This is a genomic window from Amycolatopsis minnesotensis (genome assembly GCF_039529815.1).
Lineage (GTDB): Bacteria > Actinomycetota > Actinomycetes > Mycobacteriales > Pseudonocardiaceae > Amycolatopsis > Amycolatopsis minnesotensis.
In genome coordinates this window covers 128,895-143,542 of the sequence record NZ_BAAANN010000015.1, presented here as the reverse complement: position 1 = coordinate 143,542, position 14,648 = coordinate 128,895, and the positions used below count along the sequence as shown (strand labels likewise).

General features: G+C 68.7%; 17 protein-coding genes. 2 read left to right on the top strand and 15 right to left on the bottom strand.

Annotated features, from left to right (window positions below):
• Positions 1–31: 31 nt before the first annotated feature.
• A complete protein-coding gene (locus ABD256_RS20355) occupies positions 32–175 on the bottom strand; it encodes a hypothetical protein (RefSeq protein ID WP_344420858.1) in 144 nt (47 codons plus the stop codon).
• A gap of 213 nt (positions 176–388) precedes the next feature.
• Here ABD256_RS20355 and ABD256_RS20350 point away from each other — a divergent pair, with 213 nt between their 5' ends.
• The gene (locus ABD256_RS20350) at positions 389–598 is read left to right on the top strand and encodes an RGCVC family protein (protein ID WP_344420855.1); all 210 of its coding nucleotides are present in this window, start codon (positions 389–391) and stop codon (positions 596–598) included.
• A gap of 32 nt (positions 599–630) precedes the next feature.
• On the opposite strand, the gene ABD256_RS20345 is transcribed toward ABD256_RS20350, so the two are convergent.
• The gene (locus ABD256_RS20345) at positions 631–1,716 is read right to left on the bottom strand and encodes an HNH endonuclease signature motif containing protein (RefSeq protein ID WP_344420853.1); all 1,086 of its coding nucleotides are present in this window, start codon (positions 1,714–1,716) and stop codon (positions 631–633) included.
• Positions 1,717–2,084: 368 nt separating this feature from the next.
• Here ABD256_RS20345 and ABD256_RS20340 point away from each other — a divergent pair, with 368 nt between their 5' ends.
• Positions 2,085–2,702, top strand: coding sequence for an SMI1/KNR4 family protein (locus tag ABD256_RS20340; protein ID WP_344420850.1), 618 nt, complete (start codon positions 2,085–2,087; stop codon positions 2,700–2,702).
• A 4-nt stretch (positions 2,703–2,706) separates the two neighbouring features.
• Here ABD256_RS20340 and ABD256_RS20335 read toward each other — a convergent pair whose 3' ends face one another.
• The 13 genes from ABD256_RS20335 to ABD256_RS20275 form a co-directional block, all read right to left on the bottom strand.
• Positions 2,707–3,345, bottom strand: a complete 639-nt coding sequence (locus tag ABD256_RS20335; RefSeq protein ID WP_344420847.1) for a hypothetical protein — start codon at positions 3,343–3,345, stop codon at positions 2,707–2,709.
• Between the two features lie 31 nt (positions 3,346–3,376).
• Entirely contained in the window at positions 3,377–4,867 is a 1,491-nt protein-coding gene (locus tag ABD256_RS20330) for an alpha/beta fold hydrolase (RefSeq protein WP_344420844.1), read from the bottom strand.
• A gap of 141 nt (positions 4,868–5,008) precedes the next feature.
• A complete protein-coding gene (locus ABD256_RS20325) occupies positions 5,009–6,148 on the bottom strand; it encodes a mandelate racemase/muconate lactonizing enzyme family protein (protein ID WP_344420841.1) in 1,140 nt (379 codons plus the stop codon).
• Positions 6,145–7,521: an aldehyde dehydrogenase family protein gene (locus ABD256_RS20320; protein WP_344420838.1), complete on the bottom strand. Its 1,377-nt coding sequence runs from the start codon at positions 7,519–7,521 to the stop codon at positions 6,145–6,147. The genes ABD256_RS20325 and ABD256_RS20320 overlap by 4 nt, the downstream gene beginning before the upstream one ends.
• Positions 7,518–8,072 (bottom strand): thiamine pyrophosphate-dependent enzyme, encoded by a 555-nt coding sequence (locus ABD256_RS20315; RefSeq protein WP_344420834.1) that lies wholly within the window; start codon positions 8,070–8,072, stop codon positions 7,518–7,520. Before ABD256_RS20315 ends, ABD256_RS20320 begins: the two co-directional genes overlap by 4 nt.
• 3 nt (positions 8,073–8,075) lie before the next feature.
• Complete coding sequence (locus tag ABD256_RS20310) at positions 8,076–8,618, bottom strand: thiamine pyrophosphate-binding protein (protein ID WP_344420831.1); 543 nt, start codon at positions 8,616–8,618, stop codon at positions 8,076–8,078.
• A gap of 105 nt (positions 8,619–8,723) precedes the next feature.
• Positions 8,724–9,446: a GntR family transcriptional regulator gene (locus tag ABD256_RS20305; protein WP_344420828.1), complete on the bottom strand. Its 723-nt coding sequence runs from the start codon at positions 9,444–9,446 to the stop codon at positions 8,724–8,726.
• Between the two features lie 85 nt (positions 9,447–9,531).
• Complete coding sequence (locus tag ABD256_RS20300) at positions 9,532–10,860, bottom strand: MFS transporter (protein WP_344420825.1); 1,329 nt, start codon at positions 10,858–10,860, stop codon at positions 9,532–9,534.
• 241 nt (positions 10,861–11,101) lie between these two features.
• Complete coding sequence (locus tag ABD256_RS20295) at positions 11,102–12,319, bottom strand: cytochrome P450 (RefSeq protein ID WP_344420822.1); 1,218 nt, start codon at positions 12,317–12,319, stop codon at positions 11,102–11,104.
• Between the two features lie 173 nt (positions 12,320–12,492).
• The gene (locus tag ABD256_RS20290) at positions 12,493–13,059 is read right to left on the bottom strand and encodes a YciI family protein (RefSeq protein WP_344420819.1); all 567 of its coding nucleotides are present in this window, start codon (positions 13,057–13,059) and stop codon (positions 12,493–12,495) included.
• A 45-nt stretch (positions 13,060–13,104) separates the two neighbouring features.
• A complete protein-coding gene (locus ABD256_RS20285) occupies positions 13,105–13,509 on the bottom strand; it encodes a type II toxin-antitoxin system VapC family toxin (protein ID WP_344420816.1) in 405 nt (134 codons plus the stop codon).
• The gene (locus ABD256_RS20280) at positions 13,502–13,780 is read right to left on the bottom strand and encodes a type II toxin-antitoxin system Phd/YefM family antitoxin (RefSeq protein ID WP_344420813.1); all 279 of its coding nucleotides are present in this window, start codon (positions 13,778–13,780) and stop codon (positions 13,502–13,504) included. The genes ABD256_RS20285 and ABD256_RS20280 overlap by 8 nt, the downstream gene beginning before the upstream one ends.
• Before the next feature lie 81 nt (positions 13,781–13,861).
• Positions 13,862–14,554 (bottom strand): TetR/AcrR family transcriptional regulator, encoded by a 693-nt coding sequence (locus ABD256_RS20275; RefSeq protein WP_425546480.1) that lies wholly within the window; start codon positions 14,552–14,554, stop codon positions 13,862–13,864.
• Positions 14,555–14,648: the final 94 nt, after the last annotated feature.

Below are 14,648 nucleotides of genomic sequence, written 5' to 3'. Positions count from 1 at the left end.
TTCGACATCGCCGGGTCCGAAGTGGACGATGTCAGTGCGGTTCCCCGGCAGCCTGATCCGGAACGTGGTGTGCGCGATCGCGTTGCCGCCGGGTCCAGCGCGCGCAGGTCGTGCCGTGCGTCCGCGGTTCCAGCCCCCGTTCGTCGAGCTGCGCCAGCAGCAGCGGATCGTCCACCGGCCCGGTCCCGGCGCTCTGCGCGAGGGCGAGCAGGTGCCCCCGCCACGCGGCCGACCTTCCCAGGACGCGCCTCCGCTTTTCCGCTTCCCCCTGGCCGGGTTTTCCGCGCGTCTTGCACGGCGTAGGGTTCGGGGAGCGCCCCAGACCTCGGCGTGCACCGGATGGTCAGCGGTCACGCACCTCCGGTGAGCCGTCGACGGAGGAGCTGAAATGGCGAAGATCGAAACGGAGCAGGAAAGCACCAACACCGAACCCGGCGCGGTCTGCGTGGTGTGCGGCCACGGCCTCGACTCGCACGACACCATCGCGCACCGGTTCTGCACCGCAACCGCGGCCGGTGGCTTCCGCCGAGGCTGTGTCTGCGTCAGCCCGTCCCCCACCACAGGGGAACCGGTGACCCGATCGTCTACTGTGGACTAATCAGGGCATGACACATGCCACTCGCGTGGCAGCTATGCGAAACCGGTGGGATCTTCGGTGTAGCTGCGGCCGTTCGGGGTGGTGACGGTGAGGGTGCCGGTGTCGTTGGTGGTGAAGGTCCAGCCCGGTTCGCCGCGCAGCACGTGGTGGACCCGGCACAGCGGCCGGAGATTCACTTTGTCGGTTCCGCCGCCGTCTTTCCAGGCGGTGGCGTGGTCGAGGTCGGTGTACTGGGCAGGCCGGTTGCAGCCGGGCATGCTGCATGTCCGATGCGCTACCTGGAGGTACTTCCGCATCGCGCTCGGCGGCCGGTAGTTTTCCCGGCCGAGGTCGATGGGCAGGCCGGTCATGGGTTCGTCGATGATCCGGTTCCAGACCGAGTCGGCGTCGAACGCGATCGCCCGCGCCATCTCCGGTGAGATGTCACCACACCCCGTCAGCTCGCCCGGATTGTCCCGCAGTCCCAGCAGGGTTGGCAGGTCGATGTGCACGAAGATCTGCGCCTTCGGCTTCCCCGCACACCCATGGCCACCCAGACACCGCTCGACCAGCGCATCGAGCCGGAGCTGATCCATGGTGCGCTTATCACCTTGCCGTTTCTTGGCGAGCGCGTCCCGGTCACAGGCGGCGTAGAGTGCCTGCGCCCGATCCGACGGCAACTCCGCGAACAGGGTGGACGATCCGTGATCCCCATGCCGGATCTCCAACCGGCGCGCCGCCATCTTCTCCTGACGCCGCCGCTCATACCCCTCAGGATCCACCCGCATCAGCAACGAGTTGACCAACCTCCGCAGTGCGGGCGGATTCCGATTCTCGAACCTCCCCGCCAACAGCGAGTCAACCTCAGCAGCCACATCTTCGGATACACATGCGGTCGCCTCGAACACCCGGGAAGCCGCATACTCATTGATGAGCCCAGCCTCCATCGCGGCCAGCGTGCACGGCAGGTATGAGGTCAACGCGACAGCGAGCGCCACCTTCCGCTCCGCCGCGGCCTGCGTCAAATTCGACAGCAACGCAATCTCCCCGGCCACCGATCTTCGCGAGGACACCCGCACCATCTGAGAGATATTTCGCAACGCAAAAGCCTGCGCCCGCCACTCCACAAGATTGGCCAACGCCACAGAATCAGCAAACAAGGAACGCCCAGAACCTGCACTTCTGATAGACACCCCACAATTCTAGCAACCAGCAAACCAAATCCCGACACCCAATCGGGTACACAAAAGATCACAGCTTGCCACAACGGGTCCACAACACAACGGAAGCCAAAAAGCTAACGGGACCGACAATGCGTCGGGAACGGCACACCAAGGTGACCAAAGAGATCCGTTCCGTGGGGAACTGTCGCCTGGTGACCAACGACGCGACCCGCACCGCGAGGCGACAGTTCCCCACGGCGCGCCGCAGGCGCGCTTGAAACCTTCACCGAGACACCAAAACACGCGAGCTAAACTCAAGGGCAAAACAAGAAACTGGGGACCCCATGGACACCGAAGTAACCCGACTATGGCACCAGATCATGACCGTGCTCCGCGACCAAGCCCCCATCACCGCGCAAGCAATCCGCCCCCCAGCACCGAGCGAGGACGTCGAACACCTGCAACACCTGATCGGCCTTGACTTCCCCGCCGATCTCCGCGCCTGGTGGACACTCATGGACGGAATCGACGATCAAGGGGAGAACCGCACCGGAAACCGGGTCGGGCACCTGCTACCGAAGGGTTTCGTCCCCCTCTCCGTCGCACAGGCCGAGAAGGAGTACACCCATCAGTTGAACTACCCAGCCCACGACTGCTGCACCCCGGACGGAACGCACCGCGAGAAGGCGGGAGCCACCGGCTTTCCGTTCTGCTCGGCGCTGGTCCCGCTCTGCCGCAACATCCTCGGGGGCTTGCTCTGCGTCGATCTGCGGCCCGGCGACGACCACGGCTGCATCGTGGAGTGGTATGCGGCCGAAGGCTTCTACCCGTCCGACTGGGCCGACGTGACCGACCTGCTCAACGAGGTTTCCGAAGGCCTGGAAGACTACTCCCAAGGACTCGAACTCTCGCCCTACGAAACACGACCCTTCGTGCACGAGGGCATGCTGAAGTGGCCGTAGGCGCTCACCGGCACGGCGGCTGGTAGCCGTCGATGGGCAGGCCGCGGAAGTCGAGGGTGTTCGGGGTCTTGCCGACGAAGACCAGCCCGCGCGCCTCGCCCAGCGCCGAAGCGAACGAGTACGACGGCTTGCCCAGCTCGGGCAGCCAGGTCCACGCGTCGGGCGAAAGGCTGAAGAACCGCTTCACGAGCTTCCCGCCCGTCGACGGCACCAGCGTGAGCCACTTGTCGCCACCGCTCCAGTGCGAGGCGGGGCGCAACTGGACGTAGAGGTCGTCGGTGGCGCTGTAGGTCAGCCAGAACCCGGACGATTTCGACAGATCGGCCTGCGCCTCGAACTGGTTCCCGAGCCACACCACGATCACGTGCCATTCCGCGTTGACGAACCGCACCTTGGCCGCGTACCCGTCACCCTCGCGGACGAGCAGGCTGCCGCTGGCCGGGACCGTGGTGCCCTCACCGCTGGCCAGCCACTGCCGCAGCCCGTCGATCGACGGACCCGCGCACTCGCAACGCGGCGCTGTGCCGGACGCGGACGCGGCCGGATGGGCCAGTGCCGCTGGGCTGAACAGCGAAACCACCAGCACCGCGAGTGCACTGGCGATGGCGACCTTCGTACGACCGTGCGCCGAACCTGTTCGCATGGCCGGAAAGATAGCATGTCTAGACCACTACTTATGGCCGGTCTGGGATGGTGGGAACGATCTCGGCCGGGCAATGGGTTCCGCGCTCGGGCAGCGTGCCCTCGACCAGGTACCGGTTCACCGTGGTGCGAAGGCAGGAATCTTCCCGACGTCCGCCGAGGAGCAGGTACGCGGCATGCCCGTCGCCGTTGCGCAGTATCCGGCCACCGGGGAACTGGTGAGCGACGTGGTCCGCGCCGAGCCGGTTGGTGTTGTTGTCGAGATCCCCGACGCCGACCAGGACCGGCGGGACGCCCGTCGCGCGCAGCGGGTGCGGCGGATAGGCGGGCCCGGATCCGATGCCGAGGCAGCGGCCTAGCTCGTACCGGCCCTGCATCCAGCCGACGCGCGGTGCCAGCCGCTTGAGCACGGTTTCGATGCCGCGGAATTCGGCGTAGCCCGGCACCACGGGCATGAAGTCGTGGCACAGCGACGCCCGGCTCGGGCTGCTCGGCGCGCCGGGCGGATCGTCACGCGGGTGCAGGGCGGGATCGGTGAGCAGCCTGCCCGCGTCCCCGTTCTTCGCTTCGGCAAGCGCTTGCGCCAGCTTGGGCCAGTACGGCACGTTGAGACCTTCCCGCACCGTCGCGACGAGCATGTCGGCATCTACGGTGCTGCCGGCCCCGGCACCCGGCGCGGGCAGCGGCGCGCGCCGGACGCGGTTCAGCAACTCGTCGTAGACCGGCCCCACGCCGTCGTCGTGGAGGAAGCAGTTCACGCGCTGAGCGCACCACTCGGCGAACCGGTCGAGCTGTTGTTCGTCGGTGCGCGCGTAGTTGGCGAGCCAGTCGATCAACCGCGGCTGCGTGTGATCGGCGACGCCTTCGAGGTACATGCGATCGATGCGGCTGCCGAACAGTTCCGCATAGGCCTGTCCGTAGACGGTGCCGTAGGAGTTGCCGAAGTACCGCAGCTTGGCGTCGCCGAGCGCGACGCGAAGGCTTTCCAGGTCGTGCGCGATCTGCCAGGACGTGTAGCCCCGGTAGGTGTCGCCACCGGCCTCGCGGCAGCCCCGGTCGTAAGCGGCGTTGCGCTCGGCGTAGGCATTCCACGCCCGCTCGTCGGTGGCCTGGGTGAGGCCGAAGATGTGCGGTGCGGGCGGACCGCAGGGGTTGGGCGTCGCGCTGTCCTTGTCACCGAACCCGCGCGGGTCGATCAGGATCATGTCGAACCAGGTCGTCAGCTGGGTGAGCACGGCAGGCTGCGCGCGCACGGACTGGATCGTCGTGCTCGGCCCGCCGGTGTTCACCACGAGGTCGCCGACCTTGGTTGCGGGCACCCTGGCCGGCAGCTTCGCCAGGTCGACGGTGGTCTTCGGCCCGGTGGGATCCGCCCAGTCGACCGGCACGACCAGCTTGGCGCACTCCATGCCGTCGCCGCAGGCACGCCAGTCCAGCCCCCGGCGCGGCGCGGCACTGACCGGTTGGACGCAGACGGCGGCGATCGCCAGCACGGTCAGGAACACGCCTGCCACCCGTGACACGGGCTGTACTCCACAATGCACTGCCGATCGCCACCCCGTCGTCTGCTTCGGACCGCTTGAGTCCGGACATCCTCCCGCACCAGCGGTCCGCCGTCGAGGCCATCGCGGCCTCAGCGAGTGTCGCGCTTGGACACCCGCTGGTCAGTTCGCGATTTCGAACTTGGTCACCGCGTCCTCGTCGAGCTCGACACCGAGCCCAGGGCGTTCCGGTACGAGCACTCGGCCGTCCCGGTGCCGCAGCCGCGTCTCGGGGGTGAGCAGCAGTTCGAAGTTGTAGATCCCCTTCTCCAGCGCGAAGAACTCGACCACCAGGGTGTTGGTGACCGCGGCGGTGAGATGCACGTGCAGGTTGTGGTGCCAGTGCGGCGCCATCTGCAGTCCGAAGCTGTCCGCGGTGTGCGCGACGCGAAGCCATTCGCCGACGCCGCCGACCACCCCGGCATCGGTCTGCAGGATCGCCGCGGCACCGGCTTCGATCAGGCTCCTGAACTCCCACCGGGTCTGGTGGATCTCCCCGGTGGCGACCGGTGTCCTGATCCGCGCGGCGAGTTCGCCGTGCCCTCGGATCGCCTCCGGTGACAGCGGTTCCTCGAACCACCACAGTGGACAGTCCCCGGCCGCCCGTTCGAACGCCTCGATGGCGGTCTGCGCTTCGTGGACCGAGTGGTAGGCGTTGTTGGCGTCGAGCGCCAGTCTGCCACCACCGCCGCCGATCGCGTCCACGGCGGCGGCCACCCGGCGCGCGTCCTCGGCGACGGACAGGCCACCGACCTTGATCTTGTGGTCGGTGAAGCCCTGGCCGCGGTTGAACGCGATCTCGCGCCGGATCGCGTCGCACCAGTCGCCTTCGTCCTGCTGGTAGTAGCCACCGGAGGCGTAGGCGTACTGGGGTGCCGTGGATCCGCCGAGAAGGCGCGCGAGCGGCTGGCCCGCGCGCTTCGCTTTCAGATCCCACAGCGCGATGTCCACTGCGGACAGTGCGCGGATGACCGCGCCGCGACGGCCTGCCAGCAACGCCTCCTGGTAAGCACGGCCCCACAGGCCGTACACGTCGTCCGCGTCCGCACCGAGGTAGACCGGGGCGAGCAGGTCGTCGACCGCCGTCTTGGTGAGCGATCCGCCCGCGGTGCCGGCGTAGGTGTAGCCGATGCCGGTGCGTCCGTCGGAATCGGCGACTTCGACGAGCATGTAGTGCCGGTCCGCGAGCTCCCGGTTCGACATCCGGGTCGGCTTGGCGACCGGGACCGCGACGGCGCGGGCGCTGATGCTGGCGATGGTCATGTGGTCTCCCGGGTGGTGGCACTGGTGCGGACGGTCTGGATGTTGGCGAACTCGAGTGCGCCGTACCGGCCGAGTTCGCGGCCGTGCCCGCTGGCCTTGACGCCGCCGACGGGCAGGCGCGGGTCCGACTCGGAGATCCGGTTGACGAACACCGAGCCGGTTTCGATCTCCGTGGTGAGCGCCAGCGCCCGCGGGATGTCCCGTGTCCACAACGAACAACTGAGCCCGTAGCGGGAATCGTTGGCCACGCCGATGGCCTCGGCCGCCGACGAAACCGCGATCAGCGCGCCGAGCGGGCCGAAGGTCTCTTCCGTGAAGGCCGTGCTCGCACCGCCGTCGACCTCGACCAGCGCGGGCGGGAACCACGCACCCGGCCGTTCGTCGGGCCGCCCGCCGAAGAGCAGCCGCGCGCCGTCGGCGAGCGTCGCGTCGAGTTGCCTGCGCAGCTCGTCGCGCAGGTCGATCCGCGCCATCGGGCCGAGATCGGTGGCTGGCGCGGTCGGATCGCCGAGCACGAGACCGTCGAGTTCGGCGAGCACGTGGTCGACGAACTCGGCCCGTACCGGCCGTTCGACGATCAACCGCTTCGCCGCGATGCAGCTCTGGCCGGTGTTGAGGAAGCGGGACCGGACCGCGGCGCGGGCGGCGGCCTCGACGTCGGCGTCGGCCAGCACGACGAACGGGTCCGAACCGCCGAGTTCGAGCACGGACTTCTTCGCCGCGGCACCGGCGCGGGCGCCGATCAGCGCGCCGACCCTGTTGCTCCCGGTGAACGCGACGGCGGCGATCCGGGGATCGTCGATCAGCGGGCCGATCCGCTCCGGCGGCAGCACGACCGTGGTGAGCACGCCGTGGCCGAACACGTCGTCGAAGAGCTCCTGGACGAGAAGGGCGCTTCCGGTCACGTTGTCGGCGTGCTTGAGCACCACCGCGCCGCCGAGCGCGATCGCCGGGATGGTCGCGCGGAAGACCTGCCAGAACGGGTAGTTCCACGGCATCACGGCGAGGACGACGCCGAGCGGCAGGATCTGCACGTACCCGGTGTCGGGTGCCACGTGGACCGGCCGCGGCGCGCTCAGCTCCGCGATGTGGTCGGCGTAGTACTCGCACGCGAGCGCGCACTTCTCGATCTCCGCGTGCGCCTGCCCGAGCGGCTTGCCCATTTCGGTGGTGATCGCCAGCGCGAACCGCGGTGACCCGGTCCGCAGGCGCGCGGCCATCAGCCGAAGCCGGTCCTCGCGGACCGAAGGTGGTTCGCGACGCCTCCGCCGGACGGACGCGACCGCGTCGTCGAGCACGGTGTCGGTGTCCACAGTGGATTCGTAGCGCGCGATTTCCGCGCCAGTGGCCGGATTGACGGTCGTGACGGTCATCGCGTCGCCAGCCAGCCCTGGAAACGGCGGCCGAGCACCACCGGGTCTTCCAGCAGCTTCGGCACGTCCGAAGCGTTCCCCGGTTCGATGCGCGCGTGCAGGAACACCGGGCCGTCCAGTTCGAGACCGCTGGCGAAGCTCGCGCGCAGCCCGGCTTCGTCGTCGGCACGGAGAACGGACCAGCCCGACGCCGACGCGAGCGCGCCGAGATCGAGGTTCCCGGCGTAGGTCGGCAGATCGGCCGTGGCGCCGTAGACACCGTTGTCCAGCAACACGAGCAGCAGCTTCGGCGGGGCGAGGAACCCACCCGTCGGCAGCACGTTCGGATTCATCAGCAGCGAGCCGTCGCCCTCGATGGCGACGACGGGTCGTCCGTCGAGCGCGAGGCCGGTGGCGACCGAGCCGGCCAGCCCCATCGCGTCGAGGAGGTACAGGTGGTTCGGCCGGTCGGCGACCGCGGCGAGTTCGCGGCTGGAGGCCGCGCAGGTCACCACGACCGGCAGCCCGGCCGTCAGGGAGGCAAGCACTTCGAGAGCTTCGATGCGTTTCACGACTCAGGCCGCCTTTCCGTCCGTGGCCCAGAAATGCGCCAGTACGACGACCGGGCGGAAGGTCATCCGCGCGTGCGTGCCCGCCTCGGCGACGACGGCTTCCCAGTCGCCGGGCGTGCTCCGCCGGTCGAGTTCGAACACCCGGACACCGATCCGCGCCAGGATCGACGGCACGTGCTGGCACAGGGAATGGATCATCGAGTTGTACTCGCCGAGCCCGCCGCGGGTGTTCGCGACGATGAGCAGCGGCAGGTGGTAGGCGAGCGAAAACGTGGTCAGCGCGGTGAGCGCGTTGCCGAACCCGTTGTCCTGCATGACGATCGCGCCGAACCGGCCGTCGAGCGGCAGCGCGCCGAGCACGCCGACCGCTTCTTCTTCGCGGGACAGCGGGAACACCCGTCGCGAACGCCCGCCGTCGCCGCCGTCGGATTCGACCAGCGCGGTGATCACCGGTGCGACGCTGACCGACGGCACGTAACCGATCCGGTCGGCGCCGGCGGCCCACAGTCCTTTCGCGACGGATGTCGCATAGCTGGGAGATGCCATCCGGGTAGTCCTTTCGCACGATGACAAGATTTGTAACGTACTACTCTAATCAAGTTGCATGCAACTAGTGGGCAGTGTGAGCCCCTGCACGTCCCGGCGGCCGGGTCAGAAGGTGAGCTGCTCCCCGGAGGGCATCGCGACGTCGATCCAGCGGCGCCATTCGCCGACCAGGCCGCGGTTGTCCTCACTGGTGTTCGCGACCAGGAGGTCCGCGGACCGGATGAGGTGCTTGCGCATGGCCCGTTCGGCCGCGACACCGTCCCGTTTGCGCAGCGCTTCGACGATGTCGCCATGGTCCCGCAGCGCGGTTTCCACCGGCTGGTACCTCGGCACGCTGAGCCTGCCGTCGAGCGCGAGCGTCTGGCGCAGCTCGGCGACGAACTTCGCGAGTCGCAGGTTCCCGCTGGCGCGCAGGATCAGGTCGTGTAGCCGCTCGTCGGCGGCGAAGTACTCGGGCCCGGCGTCCGCGCGCTCCCGCATGATCGCGAGCTCGGCGGCGAGCAGGTCGTCGTCGCGGCTGGTCATCACCGCGGCCGCGCTGCGGCACGCCGGCGGTTCGAGCAGCAGGCGCAGGCTGCACAGTTCGACGACCCCGCGCCCGTCCGGACCGAGCACCCGCGCACCGCGGTTGCGTTCGATCTTGACCAGACCCAGATCGGCGAGCCGCAGCAGGGCCTCCCGCACCGGCGTCCTCGACGCACCGAACCGCTCCCCCAGTTCGCGTGAGGAGTACAGCACTCCGCGCTGGAGCTGCCCGGTCCGGATCGCATCCCTGATCTCGGCCGCGATCTGCTCGGACTTGCTCTCGGCTGATGCGTCTGACGTCAACAGGATCCCCGGTACCGGCCGAACGCGAAGCGGTCTCGACCCCGGCCCGCTCGGCATCCGGCCGGAGTCCGGCCAGCATAACCGGCTAACCCGCCGGACCCGGCTCGGCGGCGCGCCGCCGCCGTCCGGTGCGCCACAGCGCGCCGATCACCGCCATGGCCAGCAGGTTCGCGAGGATCATCACCGTCATCGAGAGCCCGTCGTTTCCACCGGAGGCGTCCTGGATCCAGCCCACCGCGAACGGGCTGATGAACCCGGCGGCGTTGCCGAGCGAGTTGATCAGCGCGATCCCGCTGGCGGCACCGGCACCGGCGAGGAAGGCCGTCGGCAACGTCCAAAACAGCGGTTTCGCGGTCTGCGCGGCCATGGTCGCGATCGTGATCACCAGGAATGCCAGCGCGGGCGTACCGAGGCTGACCGCGGTGAGCGCGAACGTCACCACGGAGATCCCGAGCGCGATCATCACCGGCTTCGACGACCGGTCACCGCGCACCATGCGCCCGGCAAGGTACATGCACACCGCGGCCATCAGCGACGGCACCGCGGAGAGCCAGCCGATCTCGACGCTGGTCAGCGCCGTGCCGATGTCCTTCATCACCGACGGCATCCAGTAGGTCAGGGGGTACGCGCCGCACTGCAGCAGGAAGTAGACGGCGGTGAGGGCGAGCACCTTCTTGTTGCCGAGCGTCGCCCGGTGCCCGGCGGGTGCGGTGACCGCGCGCTCGCGTTCTTCTTCTGCCAGCGTCGAAACCAGCCACTCGCGCTGCTCGGCGCTGAGCCATTTCGCCTCGGCGGGGCGTTCGGTGACCGTGGTGTAGAAGAGGATGCCGAGCAGCACGGCGGGCACCCCGCCGAGGATGAACAGCCAGCGCCAGCCGTCCAGCCCGCCGACGCCGTCGAACGCCGAGACGATCCACCCGTTGAGCGGGCCGCCGACGACCCCGGCGAGCGGGATCGAGACCATCACGGTCGAAACGACCTTCGTGCGGTCCGCGTTCGGGTACCAGTGCGTGAGGTACACGAGGATGCCGGGGAAGAAGCCCGCTTCGGCGACGCCGAGCACGAACCGCATCACGTAGAGCAGTTCGACGTTCGGCACGACCGCGGTCAGCGCCGCGATGATTCCCCAGGTCACCATGATCCTGGTCAGCCAGACCCTGGCGCCGACCCTGGCCATGATGATGTTGCTCGGCACTTCGGCGAGCACGTAGCCGACGAAGAAGATCCCCGCCGCGAAGCCGTATTCGGCCGCGCTCATGCCGAAGGACTCCTCGAGCCCGAACTTGGCGAAGCTGATGTTGATCCGGTCGAGGTAGCTGACGAGGTAGCCGAGCATGAGCACCGGGACGATCCGGCGCGTCAGCCGCCGGATCGTGCTCGCCCGCACCGGCTCGTCCCGGGTTCTCCCGCGCACGCCCACCATGGTGAACCTCCTGTCGACGATGACGAAGAAGCCTGGCCGTCCACCTCGAAGTGTGGTGCGCCAGTTCGATGGTGTGGCATGCTACTTAACGACAAGGGGTGGCACAAGACACCCGCATGCTGATCCGCGCGGGTGGTCAGGATGCCCCGAAGGATGCTCCCGCAGGGGCCAAGGCGAGGGCCGCCGCGCGGTCCCCGAAGGGCACCGTCAATGCATGAGCAGCCTCACCCGGTCAGTTCGTGTCGACCGGCAGGGAGGTATAGCCGTGCAACGCCAGCCCTGGACGGAAAACCGGGACGCCCGCGAGTGCGAGCCGCGGGAAACGCGACAGCAGCATGGGAAACGCGACCTGGGCCTCCAGCCTGGCCAGCGGCGCGCCGAGGCAGTAATGCGCGCCACCGCCGAAGGAAAGCGGCGGCTCCTCGGCGCGGTCCAGTATCAGCCGGTCGGGTTCGCGGAACACCGCCGGATCGCGGTTGGCCGCGCCGAGCAGGGCGACGACGCGCTGCCCTCCGGCGAAGTCGATGCCCGCGATCGTGAGATCGTCGGGCGCGCTCCGGCTGGACAGCAGTTGTACCGGCGAGTCGTAGCGAAGCAGCTCTTCCACCGCGGGCGTGGCGAGTCCCGGTTCGGCGCGCAGCCTGGCCGCTTGCCCGGGCTCCTCCAGCAACGCGAGCAACCCGTTCGCGAGCAGTCCTGTCGTGGTTTCGAAACCGGCGGCCAGCAGCAGCGCCGCCATGGCCACCAGTTCCTCGGCGTCCAGCGCTTCCGCACCGCCCCTTGCCGCCGCCAGCGCGGAGATCAGGTCGTCGGCCGGTTCGGCGCGCCGGGTCTCGGCCAGTTCGGCGAGGTAGTCGCGGATGATGACCGCGGCCGCGTCGGCGCGGTCGACCACGGCGGGCGTCAGCTCGTCGAGCACCATCGTCCAGTCCCGCACCAGGGTTTGGAACATCGGCCGGTCCGCGGACGGCACGCCGAGCAACTCTCCGATCACGGTGACCGGCAAGGGAAACGCGAACTCGGTGACGAAATCCATGGCCCCGTCAAGGCGTTCGCACAGTTCCCCGGTGATGCGCTCGACGGCGGGGCGCAGATCGGCGATCCTGCGTGCGGTGAACGCGGAGGAGACCAGCCGGCGCAACCGGGTGTGCGCGGGCGCGTTCAGCATCAGGATGCTGGTGTACATCAGCCGCAGCGAAGGCCGTTCCCGCCAATCGTGGTGCCCGGCCGCGAGCAGGACCTGTTCCGGCCGCTTCTGCAGCCGGTGATCGCGCACGAACGCCGAACACAGCCGGTACCCGGTGAGCATCAGCATCCCGTCCGGGGCGGTCACCGCGGGGCCGAGCGACCGCAGCCGCGCGTAGTGCGGGTACGGATCGACCCTGCCCGCAGCCGTGCCCAGCGCCGCGAGCGCCTCGGCGGCGACGTCCCGATCCAGCCCGCTGGTCATGGCGCTCCCCTCCGGTGACCGTCCCAGGATGCCGTGGGTATCTGGCTGCGGCTACCGCCGATCGCGGGAGCGGTGACAACTCGGGTGACTTTCGCGGCGCGGGGCAACGATCTTGGCCGGCGCGGGGGCGCGTTGGCCAAGGGATTGCGTCGAACTCGACCGGGCGGGCCGGTTCAGCGCCGCCCGTCGAACTCCCAGTCGTGGACCTCGATGGCGGTGTGCTCCGCCGCGCCGAGGGCGGCGCGCGCGGTGTCCGGGTCCGGCGCCATGAGCAGCGCCGCCGTACCCAGCCAGGTGGTGCCGTCGTCGGACAGCAGTGGCCCGTAGGCGATCAGCTCGTCCTTTTCGGACGGCGCGGAGAAGTCGTCCTCGGCGGGCTTCGGCTCACCCAGACCGAGCACGAGGTACCGGTTGCCCCCGGTCCGGCCGCCAGGGAACTCCCACATCGTGCGCCCCAGTTCGTTGCGCCACCGGCGAATCAGCACATCCCGGTACGCACCGGCCTGGTAACCCGGCTCGTCGAAGGCGAACGCACGAGCGGCCGCGGGATCCGGCAGAGCGACGATGTGCACGCTGCCGGTGAGCGTCTCCCCGTCGAACGTCGGCCCGCGCGCGATCAGCTCGGCGCCGTACCGGTCCAGGTAGGACCAGTGCTCCTCCCCCAGCTCTTCGCGCAGGGCAAGGGAACCGGGCCGATCACGGTGGTAGCAGAAGAACTCCATGCCCCCAGTCTTCACCACGGCGCACGAGCCTCCCCGAGACCAGCCGACTGTCCGCCGGACGACTCAGACCGCGACGATCTCGACCATGTTCTCCAGGCCTTTGAAATCGCCTTCGTTGCGAGTGAAGAGCGGCAGGCCGTGCACCGACGCGATCGCGGCGATCATCAAGTCCAGCCGTCGCGACCGCGGATCGCGCTCCGCCTGAAGGGTAAGGGCGACCAGCGTGCCAAAGCGCGTGGCCGCCTCACTGTCGAACGGCAACGCATCGAACTCAGCGATGGCCGCACCCAAGATCTCGGTACGCGCGGCCCTGGTGATCGCATCCTTGGCCATCGCAACGCCCTGATGCAGCTCGGCCATGGTGACCGCGGTGATCTCCGGGGTCACCGGCAAGGCCGCAGCGTCCACCTGGCCAAGATCGATGTAGACGCAAGTGTCGATGACGCCGGATTCGGGGCGTTCAGCCACGACGACGCTCCCACACGTCGTCGTCACCGACGCGATCCTCGGTACCGAAGAATTCATCGGCCTCGTGCCGCATGCCCACGGGATCGACCCGCGGCAGCTTCCGATGCCGTTCGACCAGCTCTTCGGCCGTCAGACGCCGTTTAGGTGCGACAGGACGCAGCTCCGCGACTTCGACGCCGTTACGAGTGATGTGGTACGTCTCGCCCGCTTCCACCGCATCCATGACAGCCGCGGAGTTGTTGCGGAACTCCCGCTGAGTAATCACCTTCACGAAGAACAATGTAGCGCGCTGTAGCTCAGCGGGCTACAGCGCGGGTTATCCGAGGCAATCGTCGTTCCGACATCGAGCCGGTTACCTCGTGATGCGGTCGAGCCATTCGGCCATCAGGGCGTTCTCGCCGGTGGTGAGCGCGTCGATCCGGGGTAGCGAGGTACGCAGTGCCGCCGCAGCGGAGACCGGACCCGGTTCGCGTCCGGCCGGGGGGTCGGTGCTGATCGCCGCGATGACGGCTTCTCGGGCGGCGACCGAGAGGGCCGGGTCCCGCTCGTCCTCGGGCGTGGCGATCAGGCTGAGCGTGACGCCGGAACCGGAGGCGTGCACGAGCGAGGCGGCGAGGCCCTCGGCGACGCGGAGGCGGCCCGCTTCGGCGATGCGCTCGATGTGGCCTGCCAGCACACGGAACGCCTCGGCACCGGCCGGTGACGCGGCGCCAGTGCGCGGCCGCCCGTACATCAGGAGGAACAGGGCGGGATTGGCAAGGCCGAACTCGACGTGGACGTCCCATCCCGCGCGAAGGTCGCGCACCGGGTCGTCCGAGTGCGGGCTGGCGGTCTTGGTCGCGAGGTAGTCCGAGAACCCTTTGGCCGCAACGGCGTCGAGCAGCCCGTCCTTGTCCCCGAAGAAACGGTAGAGGGTCGGGGGCTGCACTCCGGCCGCCGCGCTGACCGCTCGCGTCGAGACCGCGTCCTGCCCGTCTCTGGCCAGCAGCTCCAACGCCGCGTCGATGATGCGTGCCCGCGGCGATCCGTCGTCACTCTCCACGATATCAACGATAACACAGGCTTGCTTTCAGCGATATTTCCAGTGATACAGTCATAGCGATTCCATCGATAATCGCCTTTTGACCAGGGAGAACAAA